We start from the raw sequence: 20,740 nt of genomic DNA, 5'->3' as shown, positions 1-20,740 counted from the left end.
TAGGCCGTCAGCCGACCACACACGCGCGAAGCCTCATGCCCTCAGAACCTTTTTTCCTGCCCGAATTCGGCCAGACCGACCCCGGCCTCGGCCTTCTCCGAATGGCGGCGCTGCTCGCCGAGACCGATGACGATCCCGGCGAGGAGACCCTCGATCTCATGGCCGAGCAGGTCGAGAGCGGCTGCCTCGCCGGCCTCGATCCGGCCGATGTCTGGCCGGAGCTGCTGCTCTCGCTCGGCGGGCCGGCGCCCGGCAAGGCGTTCCGCGTGCTGCGCATCTGCGGCGCGCTGCAGGTCGTTCTGCCGGAGGTCGACGCGCTGTTCGGCGTTCCGCAATTGTCGGATGGCCAGTCCGAGGTCGATCTCGGCGCCCATTTGCTGCGCTCGCTGGACGAGGCCGGGCGCAGAGACGCGCCGCTTCCCGTGCGCTTCGCTCTGCTGGTGATGAATGTCGGCAAGGGGGATTCGCCGCGCGAGCATCTCCCGCATCATTACAAGCACATAGACCGCGGCGGCCCGCGCATAAATTCGATCGCCGAGCGTTTCGGCGTTCCCGCCGATTGCGTCCCGCTGGCGCTGACGGCGCTGTCCGAATGCGAGCGCGTGCATCGCGCCTCGGAAGTGCGCGCCGGCCCAGTGGCGCAAATGCTGGAGCGGCTCGGCGCCTTCGACGCGCCGGAGAGCTTCGCGCTGCTGATGGAAGTGTGCAGCTGCGATTTCACCGCCCATTCCGGGCGCTCCGGCGAGGCCTATCCCAAGGCCGTGCTGCTGGAGACGGCGCGCAACGCCTGCCTGCCGATCGAGCCCGCGACGCCCGAGGCGCGCGCCGAGGCGATCGCTCAGGCGCTGCGCTCGCAGCGCTGGTCGAGCGAGGGCTGAACGGCGCCGGTCGCCGTCGGCTCCGACTCGGCGCCGGCCGCAGGGAGACGCAAACGGAAGGTCGCGCCGCCGCCCGGCGTCTCCACGACGCCGAGCTCGCCGCCCTGCAGCTCGACCAGCTCGCGGACGATCGACAGGCCGAGCCCCGTGCCGGGCGTCGTCTCGTCCTTGCGCCAGAAGGGCTCGAAGATACGGCTGCGATCGGCTTCGGCGACGCCGGTCCCGTGATCGACGACCTCGATCACGCAATCGGGCAGCACGCGAACGACGACGGCGCCGCCTCTGGGCTCGGCGCGCACCGCATTGGCGATGAGATTGGCGACGATGCTCTCGACGCTCCAGCGCAATCCGAGCGCGATCACATGGCGCGACGGCGCCTCGAGCTGAATGTCGCGATCATCGCCGATCGCGATCGGCACATAATCGGCCGCGACGCTCAGCACGATATCGTGCAGATCGATCCTCTGCGGCGCGATCGGCCCGCGCTCCCTGATCTGCGCGAGCAGCAGCATCTGCTCGACGATCGTCTGCACGCGCAAGACGTCGCGCTCGATCTCGGCTTTGAGCGGCCCCTCCTCCATCTTGCCGAGGCGCGCGCGCAAAATGGTGATCGGCGTGCGCAGCTCATGCGCGGAATTGGCGGAGAAGCGCCTCTGGCGCTCGACGCCTTCCCGCACCCGCTCGAAAGCCTTGTTCACCGCCTCGACGAAAGGCCGCATCTCCGACGGCGCCTCGTCGGGATCGACGCCCTCCTTCAGCGAATTCACGTCGATCGTCGCGATCTGCGCCGCCGCCGCGCGCATGGGCGCGAGACCGCGACGGACGACGAAGAGCGCGATGAGGCACATGGCCACCCAATTCGGAAGGAAGAACATCGCGCCGGGCAGGGTGGCCGTATAGAAGGGCAAGCGCATGAAATCACGCCATCGATACTGCGCTCCGCCGGTTGCGACGACGACCTCGCCGACCTGCGAGTCGAGAACGAAGGACTCGCCTTTGCGCGCCGCTCCGTCCACAATGATTTGAATAGGCGATCTCGACAGCTTGAGGCGGCCGACGCCTTCGAACGCCTCCGCCATTTCCGGCGACGATCCCGACAGCGCTTTCCCCGTGCGCGGATCGAAGGCGCCAAAACGAAAATCCGGGTGCTCGGAAATAAAATCCCGCAATGCGTCGGTCATCGTGATCGATCCTGCGCCGCCTGCGTCCTTTCGCAGCGCCGCGAGCATCATCTCCTGCACACGCGGACGCAGCAGCTCGTCGAGAGCCGCGACGCCTCCCGGCCGGACCAAGACCAGGACGGCGACGACGATCACGGGCGGCAGAATGAGATAGCCGAGAATGGAGCCGATGATCGCATAGACGATCAATCGCGACGACAACGATTGCAGCCTCGATGACGGCGGCATCGAAGACCATGGCCTCATCGCGCGGAGTCTCACGGCCCGCGCGCCCCGCGGATGAGATAGCCGATGCCGCGCGGCGCGTGAATCTCGACGCCGGCGTCCTGCTCGTCCAAGCGATGACGCAATCGCATCGCTACCATCTTCAGCGCGCCAATGTGCTTATGCTCGTCCGAGCCGTAGATCTCTTGCAGCAGCGCCGCGAAAGTGACCGCGCGTCCGGCGCGGCGCATCAGCGCGCCGAGCAGCACCAGCTCCCGCCGCGGCACGACGAGCGGAAACCCGCCGACGGAGGCGCTCTCCGAATTGAGATCGAAGGAGAGCCTGCCGACGACGACCGGCGGCGCCGGCTCGCCGCCGGGACGCCGAAGGCTGGCGCGAATGCGCGCCAGCAGCTCCTCGGTCGAGAAGGGCTTGGTCAGATAATCATCGACGCCGGCGTCGAGCCCGTCCACGCGATCCTCGATCGAGCGGGCCGCCGTCACCACCAGAATGCGTATGCCAGGGCGAATGCGCTTGGCCGCGGCGACGATCGACAGGCCATCGCCATCGGGCAAGCGCCGGTCGAGCAGCATCACCGAATAATCGCAGGCGCCGAGCGCCTCGGGAATATCGGCCAGAGCCTGGACGCAATGGGGAGCATAGCCGGCGCGCCGAACGCGATCGGCGATGAGCGTGGAAATATCGGGTTGATCTTCGACGATCAGAATACGCATCGAGCTGCTGTTCCCATCGAACTCGACAGGCGAGGAGCGAAGGCGCGCGCGCCGAGCGTCGGCGCGCCGAACGAGCGGCTGTCGATCCATTATCGAGCGCCGGCAGTCATGCCGCAACAGGAAATCCGCTTTAGCGGCGGACGAGACAGGCCGCCGAAAGGCGCGTCATTCGCCCGTCTGCAGCAGCGTCCCGGCGCGCCGCGCCGCAGCGAGCAGGCGCACGAAAGCGAACGCCGCCGCGACGAACAGCGCCGCATCCAACGCCAAGCCATAAAACATGAGATCGAGCCGCAGCGCGTGATCGACGAGCACGGCGCGCAGCCCCTCGAACACATAAGTCGGCGGCAAGGCCCAGCAGATCGGCTGCAGCCAGCCGGGAAGAACGGAGACCGGGTAATAGACGCAGCCGAGCGGCTGAATGACGAACATCAGCGACCAGACGAGACTTTCCGCTCCGAGGCCGTAACGCAGCAACAGGCCGGACACAAAGAGTCCGACGCTCCAGGCGAAGATGATGAGAATGGCGAAAAAGGCCACGAAGGCGAAGCCGAGCGCCCAGAGATTGAAGCCGAAGAACCAAATGGCCAGGATCGTCACCGGAACCATGCCGACGAAGAGACGAATGAGACTCATCGCCATCATGGACGCGACGAATTCCGCCGGCCGCAATGGGCTCATGAAGAGATTGGCGATATTGCGCGACCACATCTCCTCGAGAAAGGAGAAAGAAAATCCCTGCTGGCCGCGCAGCAATATGTCCCACAGCAGCACCGCGCCGATGAGCGAGCCGGCGGCGATCGTCGTCTTATCGGCGCCCGCGAGACCGCCCGGCGCGCGCAGGAGATAGGTCTGCAGAAAGCCCCAGGTGAGCATTTGCACCGTGGGCCAATACATCATCTCCAGCATGCGCGGCATGGAGGAGCGCAGCAGATAGGAATAGCGCAAGGTCATCGCGCCGACGCGCGCGATCGAGAATTCCAAAGACGCGCTCATGCGGCGCCTCCATTGCCGCGGCCGCGCGCGACATCGAGAAACACTTCCTCGAGATTGCCGCGGCCATAGCGCGCGAGCAGCTCGGCGGGCGAGCCGTCGTCGACGAGGCTTCCCTCCTTCAGCATCATCACGCGATCGCAGAGGCGCTCCACCTCCGCCATATTGTGCGAGGCGAGCAGGATCGCGCAATTGCGGCGGCGGCGATAATCCTCGAGATGCCCGCGCACCCAATCGGCGGTGTCGGGATCGAGCGAGGCGGTGGGCTCGTCGAGCAGCAGCAGCTCCGGCTCGTTGATGAGCGCCTTGGCGAGCGCGACGCGCGTCTTCTGCCCGGCGGAGAGACGCCCGCTCGGGCGATCGAGAAATTCTTTCAAGGCGAGATCGGCGGCCAGCTCCTCGATCTTGTCGGCGACGCCGCGTACGCCGTAGAGCCGGCCGAAGACGGTGAGATTCTGCCGCACGGTGAGACGATGCGGCATATCCACATAAGGGCTCTCGAAATTCATGCGGCCGAGCGCGTGATAGCGGTCTTTCAGAAAATCACGGCCGAAGATCTCGATGGTTCCCGTCGTCGGCTCGATGAGGCCCATGACCATGCCGATGGTCGTCGTCTTGCCGGCGCCATTGCCGCCGAGCAGACCCGTCACCGAGCCGGCGGGAAGCGCGAAGCTCAGCGGCTTCACGGCCACGGTCTCGGCGTAGGTTTTGGAGACGCCATCCACGCGAAGGACGGGAACGGTTTCGAGCGACATGATGTGCGGGGGTTTGCGGAGGACGGCTTCTTATCGGCAAAATGCGTCGGGAAAGCAAATTCCGTCGAGCGCGCGGGAAATCCCGCGAGCGTCGCTCGTCGCAGTCCCTTCATTTGGACCGCCTATCCTGCAACTCCCCAAACGCGGGAAAGGGACGACGGACATGAATGAACAGGCCGCCGAAGAATTCGCCGAGCTCGACGAGTTGCAGACCCTGTACAAAGCGGCGATGGAGGAGTGGATCGCGGCGATCCGGAAAGAAGAGGCGCTCGTCACTGTCGCGCCGCATTCCGTGGCCGAGGTCGACAAATGGGAGCAGGCGCATTTCGACGAGGACGAGGCCCGCAACAAAGCCTTGGCCGCCAAGGAAGACTATGAGGACGCGCTGCGCGAGAAATTCTTCGGCTTCTGACGCTGAAAGGACGCGGAGGGGCGCTCGCCCCTCCTCGAAGTCACGCGACCGCTACCGCCTACTCCGCAGCCTCGCGCGGCGCCCGATGGCGTAGGCCGAACATATAAGCGCGCGCCAGATTGCGGCCGCTTCTGCGATCATGCTCGGTGAGCAGGCGCAGAGCGAGATCGGCAGAGCGATAGCAATCATGCGCGATCTGCGCGACGCCGATCAGCTCGTCATCGGCGAGCAGATCGAGACGCATGAAGTCGCGCACGAAAATGGCGTCGCTCCAGACGATCTGGCTCATGCCCGCGAAAATATCATTGCCGAGCATCAGCGGCTTCAGCACGCGGCTCATCATCGGCGTGAAGCGATGCAGCACATAGCCCTGCGTACGCAGAAACAGCTCTATTTCCGAGAATAGCGGCTGGCCTTCATAGAGCGGCAGGAACTCGACCTCGATATGGAGAACATAGGCGCGCCGCAGTCTTTCGACGGCGTTTTGCAGGATCATCAGCTCCGCGCCCTGCACGTCCAATTCCAGAAAGGTCGCGCCTTCTGTCTCGGCCACATCGTCGAGCCGCACAGTGTCGATCTCTTGCGTCGCGACGACTTCCGACCAGACAGGAAAGCCGTGGAACATCTCCATCGCCGCCGGATTGGGCTTCAGCAGCGAGGTCATGTCGCGCGCGGCGCATATGTGCAGCGTATGGCGTCCGCCATCGCCGACCGCGTGCGGCAGATAGACATCGCCCGGATTTTTGCGCGCGTTCAGCTCTTCGACGGCGGCCTCGTCGGGCTCGAAGCCGACGATGGTCGCCTCGCCGCCGCGCAGCAGAGGCGCATAGACCGGCTCGCCGCTGATATGGCGCGCGCCAATGTCGATGATCTTATGCGGGACGCTCGCCCCGGCGAGCTCGATGAAAGGAGGGAGCGCGTCCGCATTATCCATGAAACTCTCCTCCGCTGCGCCCGATGGCCGGCGCGTCGATCGGCGAGGACGGAGCGCTCAGAATCATCCGCGAGTATGAGCGAGCTTTGAGCGCCGCCGCTTGCGCGGGACTGGCGCGCTCACTTCTGGCAGTCGCGGCAGAAGAAGGTCGAGCGCCCGCTCTGAATCACGCGCGAGACATGGCCGCGGCAGCCGGGCGTCGGACAGGGCGCGTCCTCGCGGTCATAGACGCGGAAAGAGTGTTGGAAATAGCCGAGCGAGCCATCGGTCTGGCGATGGTCGCGCAGGCTGGAGCCGCCCGCCTCTATCGCCTCGCCGAGCACTTGTCTTATCGCCTCGACGAGATCGGAAAGACCGCGTTTCGGCTTGCCCTTGGCGTCGACCAACGTTCCGGCGGCGCGCAGGGGCGAGAGATGCGAGCGGTGCATCGCCTCGCAGACATAAATATTGCCGAGGCCGGCGATGATGCGCTGATCGAGCAGAGCGGCTTTCAGCGGCGCCTTGCGGCCGCGCAGCTCCTCGGCGAGACGCTGCGGCGTCAGCTCCGGCCCCAGCGGCTCGACTCCGAGACCATTGAACAGCGGATGCGCCGCCATCTCGCCGCGCGGGACCAGCAGCATGAAGCCGAAACGGCGCGGGTCGTTATAGGTGACGCTCGCGCCGCTCGTGAAATGGAACACGACATGGTCATGCGCCGGCTTTGTGGTGACGGCGCGGTGATAGGAGCCCTCGGGGTCGTCGGCGTCGATGCGGAAGGAGCCGCTCATGCCCAGATGCATGATGAGCGTCTCGCCGCTGTCCAGCTCGCCCAAGAGATATTTCGCCCGCCGCTTCAGCGCCTCGACGCGCCGTCCCGCGAGCCGCGCGGCAAAGCCCTGCGGAAAGGGAAAGCGCAGATCGGCGCGGCGCAGCTCCACCTGCGCGAGGCCCGAGCCGGTGAAGACGGGCTCGAGCCCGCGGCGGACCGTCTCGACCTCGGGCAGCTCGGGCATGGGCTCAGAACCGCCCCGCCTTCCAGGCCGCGACGGCGACTGGGACAATGGGCTCGATGAGCTTTTCCATCGCCTCGGCGTAGACGCGGATCTCATATTGCGCGTGCGGATCGGCGCGGAGCGACAGAAACTTAAATAAATTCAGTAAATTGACCTTTGCGAACATATGGCTGTAGGTGGAGACTGGCAGAACAGTGCGGGCCAGCTCGCGCGGCCAGCCGGCGGCCAGCAGCTCGTGATAGGTGGCGAAGGCGGCCTCGAAGCCGGCGCGCAGCTTCTCCACCTCGGCGCGGCGCGCCTCGAGATCGCCGCCGGGCTGTCGGCCCTGCTTATTGGTCGTCGCCTGCTCGCCGATGTTTTCCGGGTCGGGGAGGTAATAGGTCTCCGGCAATTCGCGGTAGCGGCCGGAAAGCTCATTATAGGTCCAGGTGCGGTGCCGGTGCCATTGGCGCAGCACGAAGATCGGCGCCATCACCTCGAATTGGAACTCCACCGCCTCGAAGGGCGTCGTATGGCGGTTCTTCCAGAGGTAATCGATGAGCTTCTTGTCGGAGCCCTCATTCTCGCCGGCGCGCCAGGCGGCGTCATAGGAGACGCGGGCCGCGCGCACGATGGAGAGGTCCGAGCCCATATGATCGACGAGGCGGACGAAACCATGGTCCAGGACTTTGATCTGATCGGACATTCGTTTCTCTTCCAAGCGCTCCGCGCGCCCCCTCCCCGGCCCTCCCCCGCTCTGCGGGAGAGGGGGACGCCAACGATCGGCGTTTCGTGAAACCTCGGCCAGCCCCGAATCCTACTCCCTCTCCCGCGAAGCGGGGGAGGGCTGGGGAGGGGGCGCTTGGGCTCCGCGCCCTCATCTACGCCCATTTCGCCCCCAGCCATAGCCATAGGCGCAAAGGCGCGTTATATCGCCCGGAACGCCACCGGACCCGAGAGATTATGACCTCTGAGCGCGAGACCTCGACCCATTTCGGTTTCTCCGAAGTCGGATTGGACGAAAAACAAGGCCTCGTGGACGATGTTTTCCACAAGGTGGCGCGCCGCTACGACATTATGAACGATCTGATGTCCGGCGGCATGCACAGACTGTGGAAGGATGTCTTCGCCGCCAAGGTGCGGCCCTCCCGCCGCGGCCCCTTCCGCCATCTGGACGTCGCCGGCGGCACGGGCGACATCGCCTTCCGCATCGCCAAGGCCGCCGGGCCGGAGGCGGAGATCGTCGTGCTCGACATCAACGGCGACATGCTGGACGTCGGCCGCGACCGCGCGCAGGAGCGCGGCCTCTCCGACAAGCTGGAATTCGTCCAGGCCAACGCCGAATCCCTGCCCTTCCCCGACGCGCATTTCGACGCCTATACGATCGCCTTCGGCATTCGCAACGTGCCGCGGATCGAGGTGGCGCTGGCCGAGGCGCATCGCGTGCTGAAGCCCGGCGGGCGGTTCCTGTGCCTGGAATTCTCGCAGGTCGCGATTCCGGGCCTCGACAAGATCTACGAGGCCTATTCCTTCAATGTGATCCCGGCGATCGGCAAGCTCGTCGCCGGCGACGGCGAGCCCTATCGCTATCTCGTCGAATCCATTCAGCGCTTCCCCCGCGCAGACGAGTTCGAGCGGATGATCCGGCGCGCCGGCTTCCGCCGCACGGGCTTCGAGCGGCTGACGGGCGGCGTGGTGGCGATCCACTCCGGCTGGAAGCTCTGATCTTTCCCGAAAACCAAAAGACGAACGGCGGCTCTTCGTGCTCATCGGCTTCGGGCATTTCTTCCGACTGGCGCGCGCCGGCTTCATTCTGGCGCGCGAAGGCGTGTTCAAGAGCGTCGATCCGGCCATCCTGCCCGTCCCGGCGCAATTTCTGCTGCGCTTCGGCAATCTTTTGGCCAAGCCCGGCAGCAGCGCTGGCGGCGCGCCGCAGGCGCTGGTGCGCGCCTTCGCGCAGATCGGCCCCTCCTATGTGAAGCTCGGCCAGTTTCTGGCCACGCGCCCGGATGTGGTCGGCGGCGAAATCGCCGACGCGCTGACCGCGCTGCAAGATCGAATGGAGCCCTTCGGCCGCAAGGCCGCGGTCGAGATCATCGAAAAAGCCTTCGGCAAGCCGATCGACGAGATTTTCCTCTCCTTCGGCGAGCCGGTGGCGGCGGCCTCCATCGCCCAGGTCCATCCGGCCCGCGTCGCCTATGCGGAGGGCGAGCGCAAGGTCGCGGTGAAGGTGCTGCGGCCGGATGTGGAACGGCAGTTCCGCCGCGATCTCGCCGATATGTATATTCTCGCTCGCGCCGCAGAGCGTTTCTCGGCGGAGGCGCGGCGGCTGCGGATGATCCAGGTCGTCGACACGCTGGCCCGCTCGGTGAAGCTCGAGACCGATTTCCGCCTCGAGGCGGCGGCGGCCTCGGAATTTCGCGACAATGTGGCCGACGATCCAGACATTCGCGCCCCCGGCGTCGATTGGGACCGCACGACCCGCGAGGTGCTGACGCTGGAATGGATCGACGGCGCGCCGCTGTCGGACATCGCGCGCGTCGCCGCCATGAGCCATGATCTGAAGGATCTCGGCCGCAAGGTGCTGCAGTCCTTCCTGCGCACGGCGATGCGGGACGGCTTCTTCCACGCCGACATGCATCAGGGCAATCTCTTCGTCGATCGCAAGGGACGGCTCGTCGCCATCGATTTCGGCATCATGGGCCGGCTCGGCTTCAAGGAGCGGCGCTTTCTGGCTGAAATCCTGTTCGGCTTCATCACCCGCGATTACAAGCGCGTCGCCGAGGTGCATTTCGAGGCCGGCTATGTGCCGCCGATTCACTCGGTCGAGGAATTCTCGCAGGCGCTGCGCGCCATTGGCGAGCCGCTGCATACGGTGAATGCGCAAGACATCTCCATGGCGCGGCTGCTCACTCTGCTCTTCGAGGTGACGGCGCTGTTCGACATGCGCACCCGCACCGAGCTGGTGCTGCTGCAAAAGACCATGGTGGTGGCCGAGGGCGTCGCCCGCTCGCTCGATCCGACGCTGAATATTTGGCGGACGTCCGATCCGGTCGTGCGCAGCTGGATCGAGGATAATCTCGGTCCCAAGGCCAAGCTCGAGGACGCCGGCCGCGCTGCGATCGAGGTCGCCAAATTCACGACGCGCCTGCCCAAGCTGCTCAATGACGCCGAGGCGGCCGTCGAAATGCTGGCGTCCGCCGGCACGAAGGGCCTGCGGCTGTCGGAAGATTCGCTCGAAGGTCTGGCGCGGGCGCGGCGGCGGTCGGATCGCTGGTTCATGCTGGCCGTCGTGCTGGTGGCGCTGCTGGCCATTCACTGGATGAGGTGAGATCGATGATGGCGAAAACGGCTTCGCTCGCGCTCCTGCTCGCCTTCACGCCCCTCGCCGCCACGGCCGCGACGCCGGAGGAAGCCTATATTTCCCTCCGCGACCGCTCGACCGCCAAGCTCCGCAAGCTGGAGGCCGCCGGCAAAGCCGCCGGAGCGGCCGAGGCGGAGGAGCAGAAGACGCTCAAAGAGCTCGGCGAGAAGATGGAGGCGATCATCGGCCCCGTCTCGGTTCCCGGTTTTCAGAAGCTCGGCAAATACAGCATAGAGACGCTATTCGACGGCGTCGGCGCGGATCAGCTCGACGGCCTCGCCTTCTCCGGCGACGACGACAAATCGCAGCTCACCGTCTCCACGCAGAGCCTCGCCGAAGCCTTTTTGCGCGCGCATCGCAAGAATTGGCTGAAGGGCGAGAAGCCGCCGCAGTCGCTCGGTGAGGCGCTGCCTTCGCCCTATTTCTACACTCTGGCGGTGAGCCCGGACGCGGGCGTCGAGAAATACGCCGATCTGCCTATCGCCAAGCCCGCAGCGGCGACGCTGGCGACCGCCCTCCTCGATCTGCGCAGCCAGGACGACGCCGGCGGCACGCTGCCCGACGAGATCATCGTCGCCGTCGCCAGCGAAGGGCGGCTCTATATCGCCTCGACGCCGGCCAAGGCGAAGATCGAATCTGCGCCCGCCTGCGAGAAAATCTGGAGCGAGCATCAGGCCAAGGCCAAGAAGGCGATGGATTCCTATTCCGCCTCCGGCCTCGCCGACGAGAAGGATTTCGAGAAATATTCGAAGCTGCAGGAGGAAGGCTCCTCCGCCTTCCGCCACTGCTTCGCCGAACATGCGAAATCGGAGAAATTCTTCGCCGCGCTGACGCAGGAAGCGCAGGCGCTCGCCGACAAATTGGCCGCGACGAAGCGCTGAGGGCGCCACCCTCCCCTCTAGGGGGAGGGTCGGACCGCAAAGCGGTCCGGGGTGGGGTTCAACGACAAAGACTCGGGGGTTTCACCCCCTCCCGAGCGCATTCGCGCTCGACCTCCCCCCTCTAGGGGGAGGTAAAAGCGCGCGCCGCTTCAGGCCAGCAGGCCGTGGTCGCGGGCGAGCTGGAGCAGATCCTTCTGCGGCCGCGCGCCGACATGGGCGATGATCTCCGCCGCCGCCAGCGCGCCCAGCGAGGCCGCGCCTTCATAGAGCGCGCCGCGTGCGAGGCCGGCGAGGAAACCCGCGGCGAAGAGATCGCCGGCGCCGGTGGTGTCCACCACTTCCGTCACCGGATAGGCCGGAACGGTGACGCATTTCTTCCCCTCGACGACGACGACGCCTTTCTCGGAGCGCGTGACCACGCCGAGAAGATTGGCCTCGGCGCCGAGCGCCTTGGCCGCCGTCGCGAAATCGGCGGTCTCATAGAGCGAATGCAATTCGCTCTCATTGGCGAAGAGAATATCGACGAGGCCGTCGCGCACCAGCCCCAAGAACTCGCCGCGATAGCGATCGACGCAGAACGCGTCGGACAGCGAGAGCGCGACGCGATTGCCGGCGGCGCGGCTGGCCTTGGCGGCCTTCAGAAAAGCCTCCTTGGCGGCCGGCGGATCCCAGAGATAGCCTTCGAGATAGAGGATTTTGGACGAGCGCACGAGCGCCTCGTCGATGTCCTCCGGACCGAGAGCCTGGCAGGCGCCGAGGAAAGTGTTCATCGTGCGCTGGCCGTCCGGCGTCACCAGAATGAGGCAACGCGCGGTGGCCGCGCCATCGGCGGCGACAGGCGTGTCGAAGGCGACGCCGGCCTTGCGAATGTCATGGGCGAACTCGCGCCCGGCGTCATCGTCCTTCACCTTGCCGATGAAGGCGGCGGCCAGGCCGAAGCCGGCGACGCCGACCAGAGTGTTGGCCGCCGAGCCGCCGGACATAACCGTCGTCGGCCCCATGGCCGCGTAGATCTCGGCGGCGCGGGCTTCATCGACGAGCTGCATCGCGCCCTTGTGGAGACCGGCGGCGACCAGCTGATCGTCCTCCGCGCGCGAGAGTGTGTCGACAATGGCGTTTCCGACGCCGAGGACGTCATAGGTGGCGGACATGAAATCACCTGCTGCAGAACGGGGGCGCGAGCGCCGGAGCGCTCTCTCTAATCGACCCCGCCGGGAGGTCAACCGAGCGCTCGACCGCTCCGCCGCAGGGCCGTAGCGACGGCCGGAGGGAGAGAGACCGAGATACCAACATAAATTACTGATATATAATAATAAAATAAAATCCAGCCCGGCGCATGGGACGGCCGCCGGCGGCGGCCGAGATTATTTTTTGCGCGGGCCGAGCAAACGCCCGGCTTTTCTTGTAGGAGAATTGCTGCGCGGCCGCGTCGGCGAAAGACGGCGGCCGCGCAACCCGCGCGCGGCCCTCCCGGCCTGCGCGTCCCGTTCCGGCCTGCGGTGAGCGTCGTCATGTCGATCAAGCATCCGATCATCTCGATCACCGGCTCGTCCGGCGCTGGCACGAGCTCGGTCAAGCAGACATTCGAGCAGATTTTCCGCCGCGAGAAGGTGGAGGTCGCCTATGTGGAAGGCGATTCCTTCCATCGTTACGACCGCAACCAGATGAAAGCCGCCATGAGCGACGCTCAGGCGCAGGGCAATCAGCATTTCAGCCATTTCGGTCCCGAGGCCAATCTGCTCGGCGAGCTCGAAAATCTGTTCAAAGAATATGGCGAGACCGGAAGCGGGCAATATCGCCATTATGTCCATGACGCGAACGAGGGCGCCGTGCTCGCCTCGCCGCCCGGCACTTTCACGCCCTGGCGCGAGCTGCCCGCCAATACCGACCTTTTGTTCTACGAAGGCCTGCATGGCGCAGTCGTGACCGAGGAGGTCAATGTCGCGCGCTACGCCGATCTGAAGATCGGCGTCGTGCCGGTCATCAATCTGGAATGGACGCAGAAGCTCCATCGCGACCGCAACACGCGCGGCTACACCACCGAGGCCGTCACCGAGACGATCCTGCGCCGGATGCACGATTATGTGTATTACATCTGCCCGCAATTCTCGGAGACGGACATCAACTTCCAGCGCGCAGCGACAGTGGACACGTCGAACCCCTTCGTCGCGCGCTCCATTCCGAGCCCGGACGAATCGATCGTCGTCATTCGCTTTCGCGATCCGCGCGGCGTCGATTTCCCCTATCTCGTGACGATGATCGCCGGCAGCTGGATGTCGCGCGCCAATTCCATCGTCATTCCGGGCAATAAGCTCGATCTCGCCATGCAGCTCATACTCACGCCGCGGATATTGGAGCTGATGAAACGCAAACGTGGCGAAGCCTGAGGAAACGAACCAGATGTCGAATGTCTTGGAAACTGTCGTCGAAGTCGCCGCGGCCGAGGACGAGCGCCGCGCCGCCAACGCCATTCGCGCGCTGGCGATGGACGCGGTGGAGAAGGCCAAATCCGGCCATCCCGGCATGCCCATGGGCATGGCCGACGTCGCCGCGGTGCTGTTTCGTCAGTTCGTGAAATTCGACGCCGCCGCGCCGGACTGGGCGGACCGCGACCGCTTCGTGCTGTCGGCGGGGCATGGCTCCATGCTGCTCTATGCCCTCGTCTATCTGCTCGGCTATCCGGGCGTCTCGATCGACGATCTGAAGAATTTCCGCCAGCTCGACTCCAAGACCCCCGGCCATCCGGAGTTCGGCCACACCGTCGGCGTCGAGACGACGACCGGCCCTCTCGGCCAGGGCCTCGCCACTGCCGTCGGCCTCGCCATTGCGGAGCGGCTGCAGGCGGCGCGTTTCGGCGACGAGATCGTCGACCATCGCACCTATGTCATCGCCGGCGACGGCTGCCTGATGGAAGGCGTCAGCCATGAGGCGATCGACCTCGCCGGCCATTTGAAGCTCGGCCGGCTGATCGTGCTGTGGGACGACAATGGCATTTCCATCGACGGGCCGACGACGCTCTCCACCTCCACCGACCAGCTCGCGCGCTTCGCCGCCTCCGGCTGGCATGTGCAGCGCGTCGATGGCCATGCGCCGGCGGAGATCGCCGCCGCGCTCGCCGCCGCGCAGCAGGACCCGCGCCCGTCGCTGATCGCCTGCCGCAGCGTCATCGGCTATGGCGCGCCCGGCAAGCAGGGCAAGGAGACGGTTCACGGCGCGCCCCTCGGCGCATCGGAGATCGAGCTCGCCCGCGCCGAGCTCGGCTGGCCCTATGAGCCCTTCGAGATTCCGGCGGAGACGCTGGAGGCCTGGCGCGCCGCCGGCCGTCGCGGGACGAGCGAAAGGCTCGCCTGGGAGCAGCGACTCGCCGCTTCGCCCAAGCGCGACGCATTCGAGAATTTTCTGAAGGGCGACGTCTCCGGCGCGGTGGCTGCGCCGCTGCGCGCGCTGCGCGAGAGCTTCGCCACCGAGCGACCCAAGGTGGCGACGCGCAAATCGTCCGAGACCGTGCTCGGCGTCATCAACGCCGCGACCGACGCCACGATCGGCGGCTCCGCCGATCTCACCCATTCGAACTTCACCATCACCAAAGGGCTCGGCTCCGTCTCGGCGGAGAATTTCGCCGGCCGCTACATTCATTATGGCGTGCGCGAGCACGGCATGGCCGCCGCAATGAACGGCATAGCGCTGCATGGCGGCTTCGTTCCCTATGGCGGAACCTTTCTCGTCTTCTCCGATTATGCGCGCGGCGCGATCCGCCTCTCCGCGCTGATGGGCCAGCGCGTCGTCTATGTGCTGACCCATGATTCGATCGGCCTCGGCGAGGACGGGCCGACGCATCAGCCGATCGAGCATCTCGCCTCGCTGCGCGCTCTGCCCAATCTCTATGTGTTCCGCCCGGCGGACGCGATCGAGACGGCGGAGAGCTGGGAAATCGCCCTCAATGCGAAGACGACACCCTCCGTGCTGAGCCTGTCGCGTCAGAATTTGGCGACGCTGGAGCGGCCGCTCGGCGAGAATCTCACCGCTCGCGGCGCCTATGTGCTGCGCGAGCCGAGCGGCGGACGCCATGTGACGCTCATCGCCACCGGCTCGGAAGTGCAGATCGCGCTCGCCGCCGCCGATCTTCTATGGACGCGGGGCGTGCGCGCCGCCGTCGTCTCCATGCCCTGCTGGGAGCTGTTCGAGACGCAATCGCCGACCTATCGCGCCAGCGTGCTCGGCTCGGCGCCGCGCGTCGCCGTGGAGGCCGCCGCGCGCCTCGGCTGGGACCGCTGGATCGGCGAGCGCGGCGCTTTCGTCGGCATGACCGGCTTCGGCGCGAGCGCGCCGGCGGATGCGCTCTACGCCCGCTTCGGCATAACGGCCGAAGGCGTCGCCGGGACCGCGCAAGCGCTGCTCTGACGATCGGCGTGATCGGAACGGCGCCCGCGCGGCTTCGCGGGCGTCGCGCCGGCAGGGAATGAATAGTCGATTTCGAGCTCGAGCGAATAGACCAAGAGAAACCCTCGCGAGAGGGCGCCGCAATTCTCGGCGAGCGGCCGCGGGAGGTGATGACATCGCCCGCGCTCCGCTATATCGCTATCAGCGGAATCGGCCTGCGCCCCCGCATTGCTCTGGCGGCGCCGCCGTAGACTTTAATCGAATTCCGGCACTGGGAGGACACCGCAAATGGCGCTCATCACCCTGAGACAATTGCTCGACCACGCAGCCGAGCACGACTATGGCGTGCCGGCCTTCAATATCAACAACATGGAGCAAGGCCTCGCGGTCATGGAGGCGGCCGCCTCGGTCGACGCTCCGGTCATCATCCAGGCGAGCCGCGGCGCCCGCTCCTACGCCAATGACGTGATGCTGGCCAAGATGATCGAGGCGCTGGCGATCATGTATCCCGACATTCCGCTGGTCATGCATCAGGACCATGGCAATAGCGAAGCCACCTGCGCCAGCGCCATCCGCTTCGGCTTCACCTCGGTGATGATGGACGGCTCGCTCGAGGCCGACGGCAAGACGCCGGCGAGCTATGACTACAATGTCGCGGTGACGCGCCGCGTCGTCGATCTCGCCCATTGGGTCGGCGCTTCGGTCGAGGGCGAGCTCGGCGTGCTCGGCTCGCTGGAGACCGGCGAGGGCGAGAAAGAGGATGGCCATGGCGCCGAGGGCAAGCTCAGCCACGACCAGCTGCTGACCGACCCCAGCCAAGCCGTCGATTTCGTCGCCCGCACCAAGGTCGACGCTCTCGCCATCGCCATGGGCACCTCGCATGGCGCCTACAAATTCTCGCGCAAGCCCGACGGCGCCATTCTCGCGATGCATGTGATCGAGGAGATTCACAATCGCCTGCCGAACACGCATCTGGTGATGCACGGCTCCTCCTCTGTGCCGCAGGATTTGCAGGACGCCTTCAACGAGGCCGGCGGCGAGATGCCGCAGACATGGGGCGTGCCGGTCGAGGAGATTCAGCGCGGCATTAAATTCGGCGTGCGCAAGATCAACATCGACACCGACTGCCGCATCGCCATCACCGCCTCCATCCGCGCGACGCTGCTGAAGAACAAGGGCGAGTTCGATCCGCGCAAATATCTGAAGCCGGCGCAGGAGGCGATGCGCAAAGTGTGCAAGCAGCGCTATGAGGAATTCGGCGCCGCAGGCCAGGCGAGCAAGATCAAGCCGATCCCGCTCGCCGACATGGCCAAGCGCTACGCCAGCGGCGCGCTCGATCCGCAATTCGCGGAAAAGAGGGCCGCGGAGTGAGGTCTAAAACGGCGCGCCCGCAAATATCGGGCGCGCCGATGCGCGCTTCGCGCTTATTTGCACTGGTTGAGATCGGGACGATCGGCGGCGCAGAAATTCGTGCCTTTCGCGCTGGGCTTGCCGCTGGCGGCGAAACCGCCCGTCAGCGCCGCGCCCTTGAAGGTCGCCGTCACGACCTTGTATTTCGTGATATCCAGGCGAGAGTTGTCGCAGTGCTTCAGCGCCGACGCGGAGCATTCGCCTTCGCTCTCAGCGGATTCCTGCGTGTCGCACTCCTGCTTGCCGTTGCACTTCTTGTAGGATTCCGCCTCCTGGCCGGCGCAGGCCGTGCGCTTGATGCGAACGACGCAATCGGCGGCGAGAGCGTTCGTGAGCGACAGCGCCAGCAGCGCTCCGAGAGCAATGGCTTTTTTCATGGGATCCCCACTCTATGTTATGTGCGGCGGACGAGCAGTTCAGGGCGCGTCCCGCCGTCTCACTGGTGCACGTTCATTGCAAAATCTGCGTGACGTGAGCCGACGCGGCCTCTGGAGCGCATTCGCCCTCGGCGGGACCCGCCACCAACTCGACTGCCGGCTGCGACGGAGCCTCTCACATGACGAATGACATCATCATCGCCCCTTCCATTCTCTCCGCCGATTTCGCGCGGCTCGGCGAGGAGGTGCGCGACGTGGTCGTGGCCGGCGCCGATTGGATTCATCTCGATGTGATGGACGGACATTTCGTGCCCAACATCACCTTCGGCCCCGCGGTGGTGAAGGCGCTGCGCCCGCACGCGTCATGCATCTTCGACGCGCATCTGATGATCGAGCCGGTCGATCCTTATGTCGCGGCCTTCGCCGAGGCCGGCGCCGACATCATCACCCTGCACGCCGAGGCCGGCGCGCATCTGCATCGCTCGCTGCGGCTCATTCGCTCGCTCGGCAAGAAGGCCGGCGTCTCGCTCAATCCGGGAACCAGCGAGCGCGCGCTCGATTATGTGCTCGACGATGTCGATCTCATTCTGGTGATGAGCGTCGACCCCGGCTTCGGCGGCCAAGGCTTCATCCCCTCGCAGATCGACAAGATCCGCCGCATCCGGGAAATGATCGGCCGGCGCAAAATATTCCTCGAGGTCGATGGCGGCGTGACGCGGCAGACGGCGACGGCGATCGTCGAGGCCGGCGCCGATGTTCTCGTCGCCGGCTCCGCCGTCTTCGCCGGCAGCGGCGCCTCGGACTATCGCGAGAATATCGCCGCCCTGCGCGGCGCGGCCGCCGCCGCCGGCGCGCTGGCCGTGTGACGGCGCGCCGCACAGAGGCGTTGCGAAAGCGTCACGATGGAGGGAGAAAGCTTCTGGCCCCCGCCGCGAGTGGACCCGAATGAACGACGAATTCAGGCAGGCGAGCGAAGCTCGCGCCGATCTCCATGAATTGTTGACCGCCCTGTCGCGCTTGCGCGAGGAGGTCGTCGCCGACGGCCAGAGGCTTATCGAGAGCTTGGGCGGACCGTTTCCGGCCGAAGCCGCGCCGGCGGCGGAAAATCTCGCCCATTACCTCGCCCTGCGCCGCCGCGATCTCAGCGATCTGCAATCGCGCCTCTCGGCATTCGGCCTCTCGTCGCTCGGCCGCAGCGAGGCCAAGGTGATGGAGGCTCTGGACGCGCTTCTGGCGACGCTGCGGCGGCTCGCCGGCGAGGCAGACGCCCCCTACCCCACCGCCGCCGCCATGCGCGCCGGCGAGGACGCCATAAGCGCCGCGCGCGATCGGATTTTCGGCGCAGTCCCCACGACGCCGCACGCTGTCGTGATGGTCACGCTGCCGAGTGAGGCGGCGAGCGAGCCCGAGCTGATCCGTCGGCTGATGGAGGCCGGCATGGGCTGCGCGCGCATAAATTGCGCGCATGACGACGCCACCGCCTGGAAAGCGATGATCGCCAACATACGCGCGGCCGAGCGCGCGCTCGGCCGCAATTGCCGCGTGCTGATGGACATCGCCGGGCCGAAATGCCGGATCGAGCAATTGCGCGCGCCCGAGAAGCTGCGCCTCTATCGCGGCGACCGCTTCGCCATGGTCGCGACGCTCGATCCGCGCGCCGGCGGGCCGGTCGCGATCCGGCCCTCCTTTCCCGAGGCGATCGACCAGCTCACGCCCGGCGCCGAGGTGTGGATCAATGACGGGAAGATCGGCGCGCGGGTCGTCGCCGTGAGCGCCGGCGCCGTAGAGCTGGAAGTGTTCAGCGCCCGCGGCAAGGGCGAGCGGCTGAAGGTCGAGAAGGGCCTCAATTTCCCCACCATCGATCTGCGCCTGCCGCCGCTGACGCCAAAAGATTTCCGCGATCTCGATTTCGTCGCGGCCGAGGCCGATCTCGTCGGCTTCTCCTTCGTGCAGGAGCCCGCCGACGTCGATCTCCTCCAGGACCATCTCGCGGCGCGGCGCGGCGCGCTGCCCAAGCAGACGATCGTGCTGAAGATCGAGACGCCGCTCGCCGTGCGCAATCTGCCGCGGCTCATTCTGCGCTCGGCGCTGCATCATCCGACAGCGGTGATGATCGCGCGCGGCGATCTCGCGGTCGAGCTCGGCTTCGCCCGGCTCTCCGAGATGCAGGAGGAGATTTTATGGCTCTGCGAGGCCGCCCATGTGCCGGTGATCTGGGCGACGCAGGTGCTCGACCAGTTCATCAAGGACGGCGCGCCGAGCCGGGCCGAGACCACAGACGCCGCCATGGCGCAGCGCGCCGAATGCGTGATGCTGAACAAGGGGCCATATCTCGCCGAGGCGGTGACATTCCTGCGCGACGTGCTGGCCCGCATGGATCGCCATCAATCGAAAAAATTCGCCCGCTTCACGCCGCTGCGCGCCTGGGACTAGAGGCGCGCGAAAAAGTTGCGGAGGCGACGCCGGGGCATTATGGGATAGCCGCCGCCCGGCGACTCGGCTGGTCGGCGCATTGGGGCGTCGCCAAGTGGTAAGGCAGCGGATTTTGATTCCGCCATACGGAGGTTCGAATCCTCCCGCCCCAGCCAGAATTCCGCAAATCGTTGGAATCGCTTGAAAATCGCCTCAGCTGGGGCGAGTTTCCACATCCCTTGTGACACATGGCTGGTACACCACGGAGATTTTCGTGCCCGCCATCCCCCATGTCGTGCGTCGCGGCGCGTACTATTATTGGCGGCGGCGACTGCCATCGGCCCTTGCCGAATCGAGAAATTCTGCGACCCTGATTCTCGGCCTGGGCGCCAGCAACCCCGGGAGAGCGCGCTACCTCGCGGGCCAGATTTCCGCGCTCGCCGATCGTTGTTTCTTTCCGGCCGCCATGACCAGTCGCCTCTCCCAGCCGCAAATCCAGAGGGTGTTCCGCGTCGTCTTCACGCGGCTGCCTCGACGCAGCGCCTCCATTATATAACGATCAGAACGAGCGAAGTTCGGCGCATCAAGAATCTGTATTCCGAGCGCTCGGTCGTCCTGCATCCAGAGCTCATCTGCCTCGGCTTTCTCGATTATGTCGCAGCCGTGAGAGCGCTCGGCTATGAGATGGTCTTCCCCGATCTCAAATCGCCGACATCCTCGTCACCTCTGGGCGATCGGCTCTATGACGAGCTGATCGACGGGCTACACCAAGCCATTCCCGACGCCAAGGAGCGCAAGAAGGTCATCCATTCCATGCGCAAGTCTTTCGGCAATAGATGATCGTGCCCCTGGAGATG

The 20,740-nt window shown here is 65.8% G+C and carries 21 protein-coding genes and 1 tRNA gene; 13 read left to right on the top strand and 9 right to left on the bottom strand.

What is annotated here, in order from left to right:
• The first annotated feature begins 35 nt into the window (after positions 1 to 35).
• Positions 36 to 878: a hypothetical protein gene (locus tag A1351_RS21825; RefSeq protein WP_064033911.1), complete on the top strand. Its 843-nt coding sequence runs from the start codon at positions 36 to 38 to the stop codon at positions 876 to 878.
• Here the strand turns inward: A1351_RS21825 and A1351_RS21820 are convergent.
• From A1351_RS21820 to A1351_RS21805, 4 genes are all read right to left on the bottom strand, one after another.
• The gene (locus A1351_RS21820) at positions 839 to 2,260 is read right to left on the bottom strand and encodes a HAMP domain-containing sensor histidine kinase (RefSeq protein WP_157096441.1); all 1,422 of its coding nucleotides are present in this window, start codon (positions 2,258 to 2,260) and stop codon (positions 839 to 841) included. The two genes, A1351_RS21825 and A1351_RS21820, sit on opposite strands and share 40 nt — an antisense overlap.
• A 56-nt stretch (positions 2,261 to 2,316) precedes the next feature.
• Complete coding sequence (locus tag A1351_RS21815; RefSeq protein ID WP_064033915.1) at positions 2,317 to 2,997, bottom strand: response regulator transcription factor; 681 nt, start codon at positions 2,995 to 2,997, stop codon at positions 2,317 to 2,319.
• Between the two features lie 165 nt (positions 2,998 to 3,162).
• On the bottom strand, positions 3,163 to 3,990 hold the full coding sequence (locus tag A1351_RS21810) for an ABC transporter permease (RefSeq protein ID WP_064033909.1): 828 nt from the start codon (positions 3,988 to 3,990) through the stop codon (positions 3,163 to 3,165).
• On the bottom strand, positions 3,987 to 4,742 hold the full coding sequence (locus A1351_RS21805) for an ABC transporter ATP-binding protein (protein ID WP_024879325.1): 756 nt from the start codon (positions 4,740 to 4,742) through the stop codon (positions 3,987 to 3,989). Before A1351_RS21805 ends, A1351_RS21810 begins: the two co-directional genes overlap by 4 nt.
• A gap of 163 nt (positions 4,743 to 4,905) precedes the next feature.
• On the opposite strand from A1351_RS21805, the gene A1351_RS21800 reads away from it, so the two are divergent.
• Complete coding sequence (locus A1351_RS21800; protein ID WP_024879324.1) at positions 4,906 to 5,154, top strand: hypothetical protein; 249 nt, start codon at positions 4,906 to 4,908, stop codon at positions 5,152 to 5,154.
• A gap of 58 nt (positions 5,155 to 5,212) precedes the next feature.
• Here the strand turns inward: A1351_RS21800 and A1351_RS21795 are convergent, their stop codons facing one another.
• The 3 genes from A1351_RS21795 to thyX form a co-directional block, all read right to left on the bottom strand.
• Positions 5,213 to 6,088: an FkbM family methyltransferase gene (locus tag A1351_RS21795; RefSeq protein WP_024879323.1), complete on the bottom strand. Its 876-nt coding sequence runs from the start codon at positions 6,086 to 6,088 to the stop codon at positions 5,213 to 5,215.
• 119 nt (positions 6,089 to 6,207) lie between these two features.
• Positions 6,208 to 7,080 (bottom strand): bifunctional DNA-formamidopyrimidine glycosylase/DNA-(apurinic or apyrimidinic site) lyase, encoded by an 873-nt coding sequence (gene mutM, locus A1351_RS21790; RefSeq protein ID WP_064033908.1) that lies wholly within the window; start codon positions 7,078 to 7,080, stop codon positions 6,208 to 6,210.
• Positions 7,081 to 7,084: 4 nt separating this feature from the next.
• Positions 7,085 to 7,765, bottom strand: coding sequence for an FAD-dependent thymidylate synthase (gene thyX, locus A1351_RS21785; RefSeq protein ID WP_064033907.1), 681 nt, complete (start codon positions 7,763 to 7,765; stop codon positions 7,085 to 7,087).
• A gap of 257 nt (positions 7,766 to 8,022) precedes the next feature.
• On the opposite strand from thyX, the gene ubiE reads away from it, so the two are divergent.
• From ubiE to A1351_RS21770, 3 genes are read left to right on the top strand one after another with little or no spacing between them, the layout of a single operon-like run.
• The gene (gene ubiE / locus A1351_RS21780) at positions 8,023 to 8,784 is read left to right on the top strand and encodes a bifunctional demethylmenaquinone methyltransferase/2-methoxy-6-polyprenyl-1,4-benzoquinol methylase UbiE (RefSeq protein WP_064033906.1); all 762 of its coding nucleotides are present in this window, start codon (positions 8,023 to 8,025) and stop codon (positions 8,782 to 8,784) included.
• Between the two features lie 37 nt (positions 8,785 to 8,821).
• A complete protein-coding gene (gene ubiB / locus A1351_RS21775; protein ID WP_064033905.1) occupies positions 8,822 to 10,390 on the top strand; it encodes a 2-polyprenylphenol 6-hydroxylase in 1,569 nt (522 codons plus the stop codon).
• A 5-nt stretch (positions 10,391 to 10,395) separates the two neighbouring features.
• Positions 10,396 to 11,304, top strand: coding sequence for a hypothetical protein (locus A1351_RS21770; protein ID WP_157096439.1), 909 nt, complete (start codon positions 10,396 to 10,398; stop codon positions 11,302 to 11,304).
• A 149-nt stretch (positions 11,305 to 11,453) separates the two neighbouring features.
• Here the strand turns inward: A1351_RS21770 and A1351_RS21765 are convergent, their stop codons facing one another.
• A complete protein-coding gene (locus A1351_RS21765) occupies positions 11,454 to 12,455 on the bottom strand; it encodes an adenosine kinase (RefSeq protein ID WP_064033903.1) in 1,002 nt (333 codons plus the stop codon).
• Between the two features lie 360 nt (positions 12,456 to 12,815).
• Between A1351_RS21765 and A1351_RS21760 the strand changes: the two genes are divergently transcribed.
• From A1351_RS21760 to fba, 3 genes are all read left to right on the top strand, one after another.
• Positions 12,816 to 13,691 carry a phosphoribulokinase gene (locus A1351_RS21760; protein WP_024879316.1) on the top strand — a complete coding sequence of 292 codons (876 nt, stop codon included), beginning with the start codon at positions 12,816 to 12,818 and terminating at the stop codon, positions 13,689 to 13,691.
• A 13-nt stretch (positions 13,692 to 13,704) separates the two neighbouring features.
• Positions 13,705 to 15,705 (top strand): transketolase, encoded by a 2,001-nt coding sequence (gene tkt / locus A1351_RS21755; RefSeq protein ID WP_064033902.1) that lies wholly within the window; start codon positions 13,705 to 13,707, stop codon positions 15,703 to 15,705.
• A gap of 267 nt (positions 15,706 to 15,972) precedes the next feature.
• Complete coding sequence (gene fba / locus A1351_RS21750; RefSeq protein ID WP_064033901.1) at positions 15,973 to 17,055, top strand: class II fructose-bisphosphate aldolase; 1,083 nt, start codon at positions 15,973 to 15,975, stop codon at positions 17,053 to 17,055.
• Positions 17,056 to 17,108: 53 nt separating this feature from the next.
• Here the strand turns inward: fba and A1351_RS21745 are convergent, their stop codons facing one another.
• Positions 17,109 to 17,471 carry a hypothetical protein gene (locus A1351_RS21745; protein ID WP_064033900.1) on the bottom strand — a complete coding sequence of 121 codons (363 nt, stop codon included), beginning with the start codon at positions 17,469 to 17,471 and terminating at the stop codon, positions 17,109 to 17,111.
• A gap of 179 nt (positions 17,472 to 17,650) precedes the next feature.
• Here A1351_RS21745 and rpe point away from each other — a divergent pair, with 179 nt between their 5' ends.
• The 5 genes from rpe (at position 17,651) to A1351_RS21725 (ending at position 20,723) form a co-directional block, all read left to right on the top strand.
• Entirely contained in the window at positions 17,651 to 18,337 is a 687-nt protein-coding gene (rpe, locus tag A1351_RS21740) for a ribulose-phosphate 3-epimerase (RefSeq protein ID WP_064033899.1), read from the top strand.
• 79 nt (positions 18,338 to 18,416) lie between these two features.
• On the top strand, positions 18,417 to 19,904 hold the full coding sequence (locus A1351_RS21735) for a pyruvate kinase (protein ID WP_024879311.1): 1,488 nt from the start codon (positions 18,417 to 18,419) through the stop codon (positions 19,902 to 19,904).
• A gap of 80 nt (positions 19,905 to 19,984) precedes the next feature.
• Positions 19,985 to 20,059: transfer RNA gene (locus tag A1351_RS21730), tRNA-Gln, on the top strand.
• Positions 20,060 to 20,124: 65 nt separating this feature from the next.
• Positions 20,125 to 20,439 carry a DUF6538 domain-containing protein gene (locus A1351_RS26310; RefSeq protein WP_371441517.1) on the top strand — a complete coding sequence of 105 codons (315 nt, stop codon included), beginning with the start codon at positions 20,125 to 20,127 and terminating at the stop codon, positions 20,437 to 20,439.
• A complete protein-coding gene (locus A1351_RS21725) occupies positions 20,331 to 20,723 on the top strand; it encodes a hypothetical protein (RefSeq protein WP_064033898.1) in 393 nt (130 codons plus the stop codon). Before A1351_RS26310 ends, A1351_RS21725 begins: the two co-directional genes overlap by 109 nt.
• The last annotated feature ends 17 nt before the right edge of the window (positions 20,724 to 20,740 follow it).

The organism is Methylosinus sp. R-45379 (assembly GCF_001644125.1).
Taxonomy (GTDB): Bacteria; Pseudomonadota; Alphaproteobacteria; order Rhizobiales; family Beijerinckiaceae; genus Methylosinus.
The sequence above is the reverse complement of the archived record's forward strand: the minus strand, read 5'-3'. Positions and strand labels throughout refer to the sequence as shown.

Excerpts from the sequence above, each read along its gene's own strand:
- A1351_RS21795 (WP_024879323.1), bottom strand. The coding sequence starts at position 6,088 with ATGGATAATGCGGACGCGCTCCCTCCTTTCATCGAGCTCGCCGGGGCG.
- A1351_RS21815 (WP_064033915.1), bottom strand. The coding sequence starts at position 2,997 with ATGCGTATTCTGATCGTCGAAGATCAACCCGATATTTCCACGCTCATC.
- tkt (WP_064033902.1), top strand. The coding sequence starts at position 13,705 with ATGTCGAATGTCTTGGAAACTGTCGTCGAAGTCGCCGCGGCCGAGGAC.
- A1351_RS21825 (WP_064033911.1), top strand. The coding sequence starts at position 36 with ATGCCCTCAGAACCTTTTTTCCTGCCCGAATTCGGCCAGACCGACCCC.
- thyX (WP_064033907.1), bottom strand. The coding sequence starts at position 7,765 with ATGTCCGATCAGATCAAAGTCCTGGACCATGGTTTCGTCCGCCTCGTC.
- A1351_RS21745 (WP_064033900.1), bottom strand. The coding sequence starts at position 17,471 with ATGAAAAAAGCCATTGCTCTCGGAGCGCTGCTGGCGCTGTCGCTCACG.
- ubiE (WP_064033906.1), top strand. The coding sequence starts at position 8,023 with ATGACCTCTGAGCGCGAGACCTCGACCCATTTCGGTTTCTCCGAAGTC.
- mutM (WP_064033908.1), bottom strand. The coding sequence starts at position 7,080 with ATGCCCGAGCTGCCCGAGGTCGAGACGGTCCGCCGCGGGCTCGAGCCC.
- A1351_RS21760 (WP_024879316.1), top strand. The coding sequence starts at position 12,816 with ATGTCGATCAAGCATCCGATCATCTCGATCACCGGCTCGTCCGGCGCT.
- A1351_RS21765 (WP_064033903.1), bottom strand. The coding sequence starts at position 12,455 with ATGTCCGCCACCTATGACGTCCTCGGCGTCGGAAACGCCATTGTCGAC.
- A1351_RS21810 (WP_064033909.1), bottom strand. The coding sequence starts at position 3,990 with ATGAGCGCGTCTTTGGAATTCTCGATCGCGCGCGTCGGCGCGATGACC.
- A1351_RS21800 (WP_024879324.1), top strand. The coding sequence starts at position 4,906 with ATGAATGAACAGGCCGCCGAAGAATTCGCCGAGCTCGACGAGTTGCAG.
- fba (WP_064033901.1), top strand. The coding sequence starts at position 15,973 with ATGGCGCTCATCACCCTGAGACAATTGCTCGACCACGCAGCCGAGCAC.
- A1351_RS21770 (WP_157096439.1), top strand. The coding sequence starts at position 10,396 with ATGATGGCGAAAACGGCTTCGCTCGCGCTCCTGCTCGCCTTCACGCCC.
- A1351_RS21805 (WP_024879325.1), bottom strand. The coding sequence starts at position 4,742 with ATGTCGCTCGAAACCGTTCCCGTCCTTCGCGTGGATGGCGTCTCCAAA.
- rpe (WP_064033899.1), top strand. The coding sequence starts at position 17,651 with ATGACGAATGACATCATCATCGCCCCTTCCATTCTCTCCGCCGATTTC.
- A1351_RS21735 (WP_024879311.1), top strand. The coding sequence starts at position 18,417 with ATGAACGACGAATTCAGGCAGGCGAGCGAAGCTCGCGCCGATCTCCAT.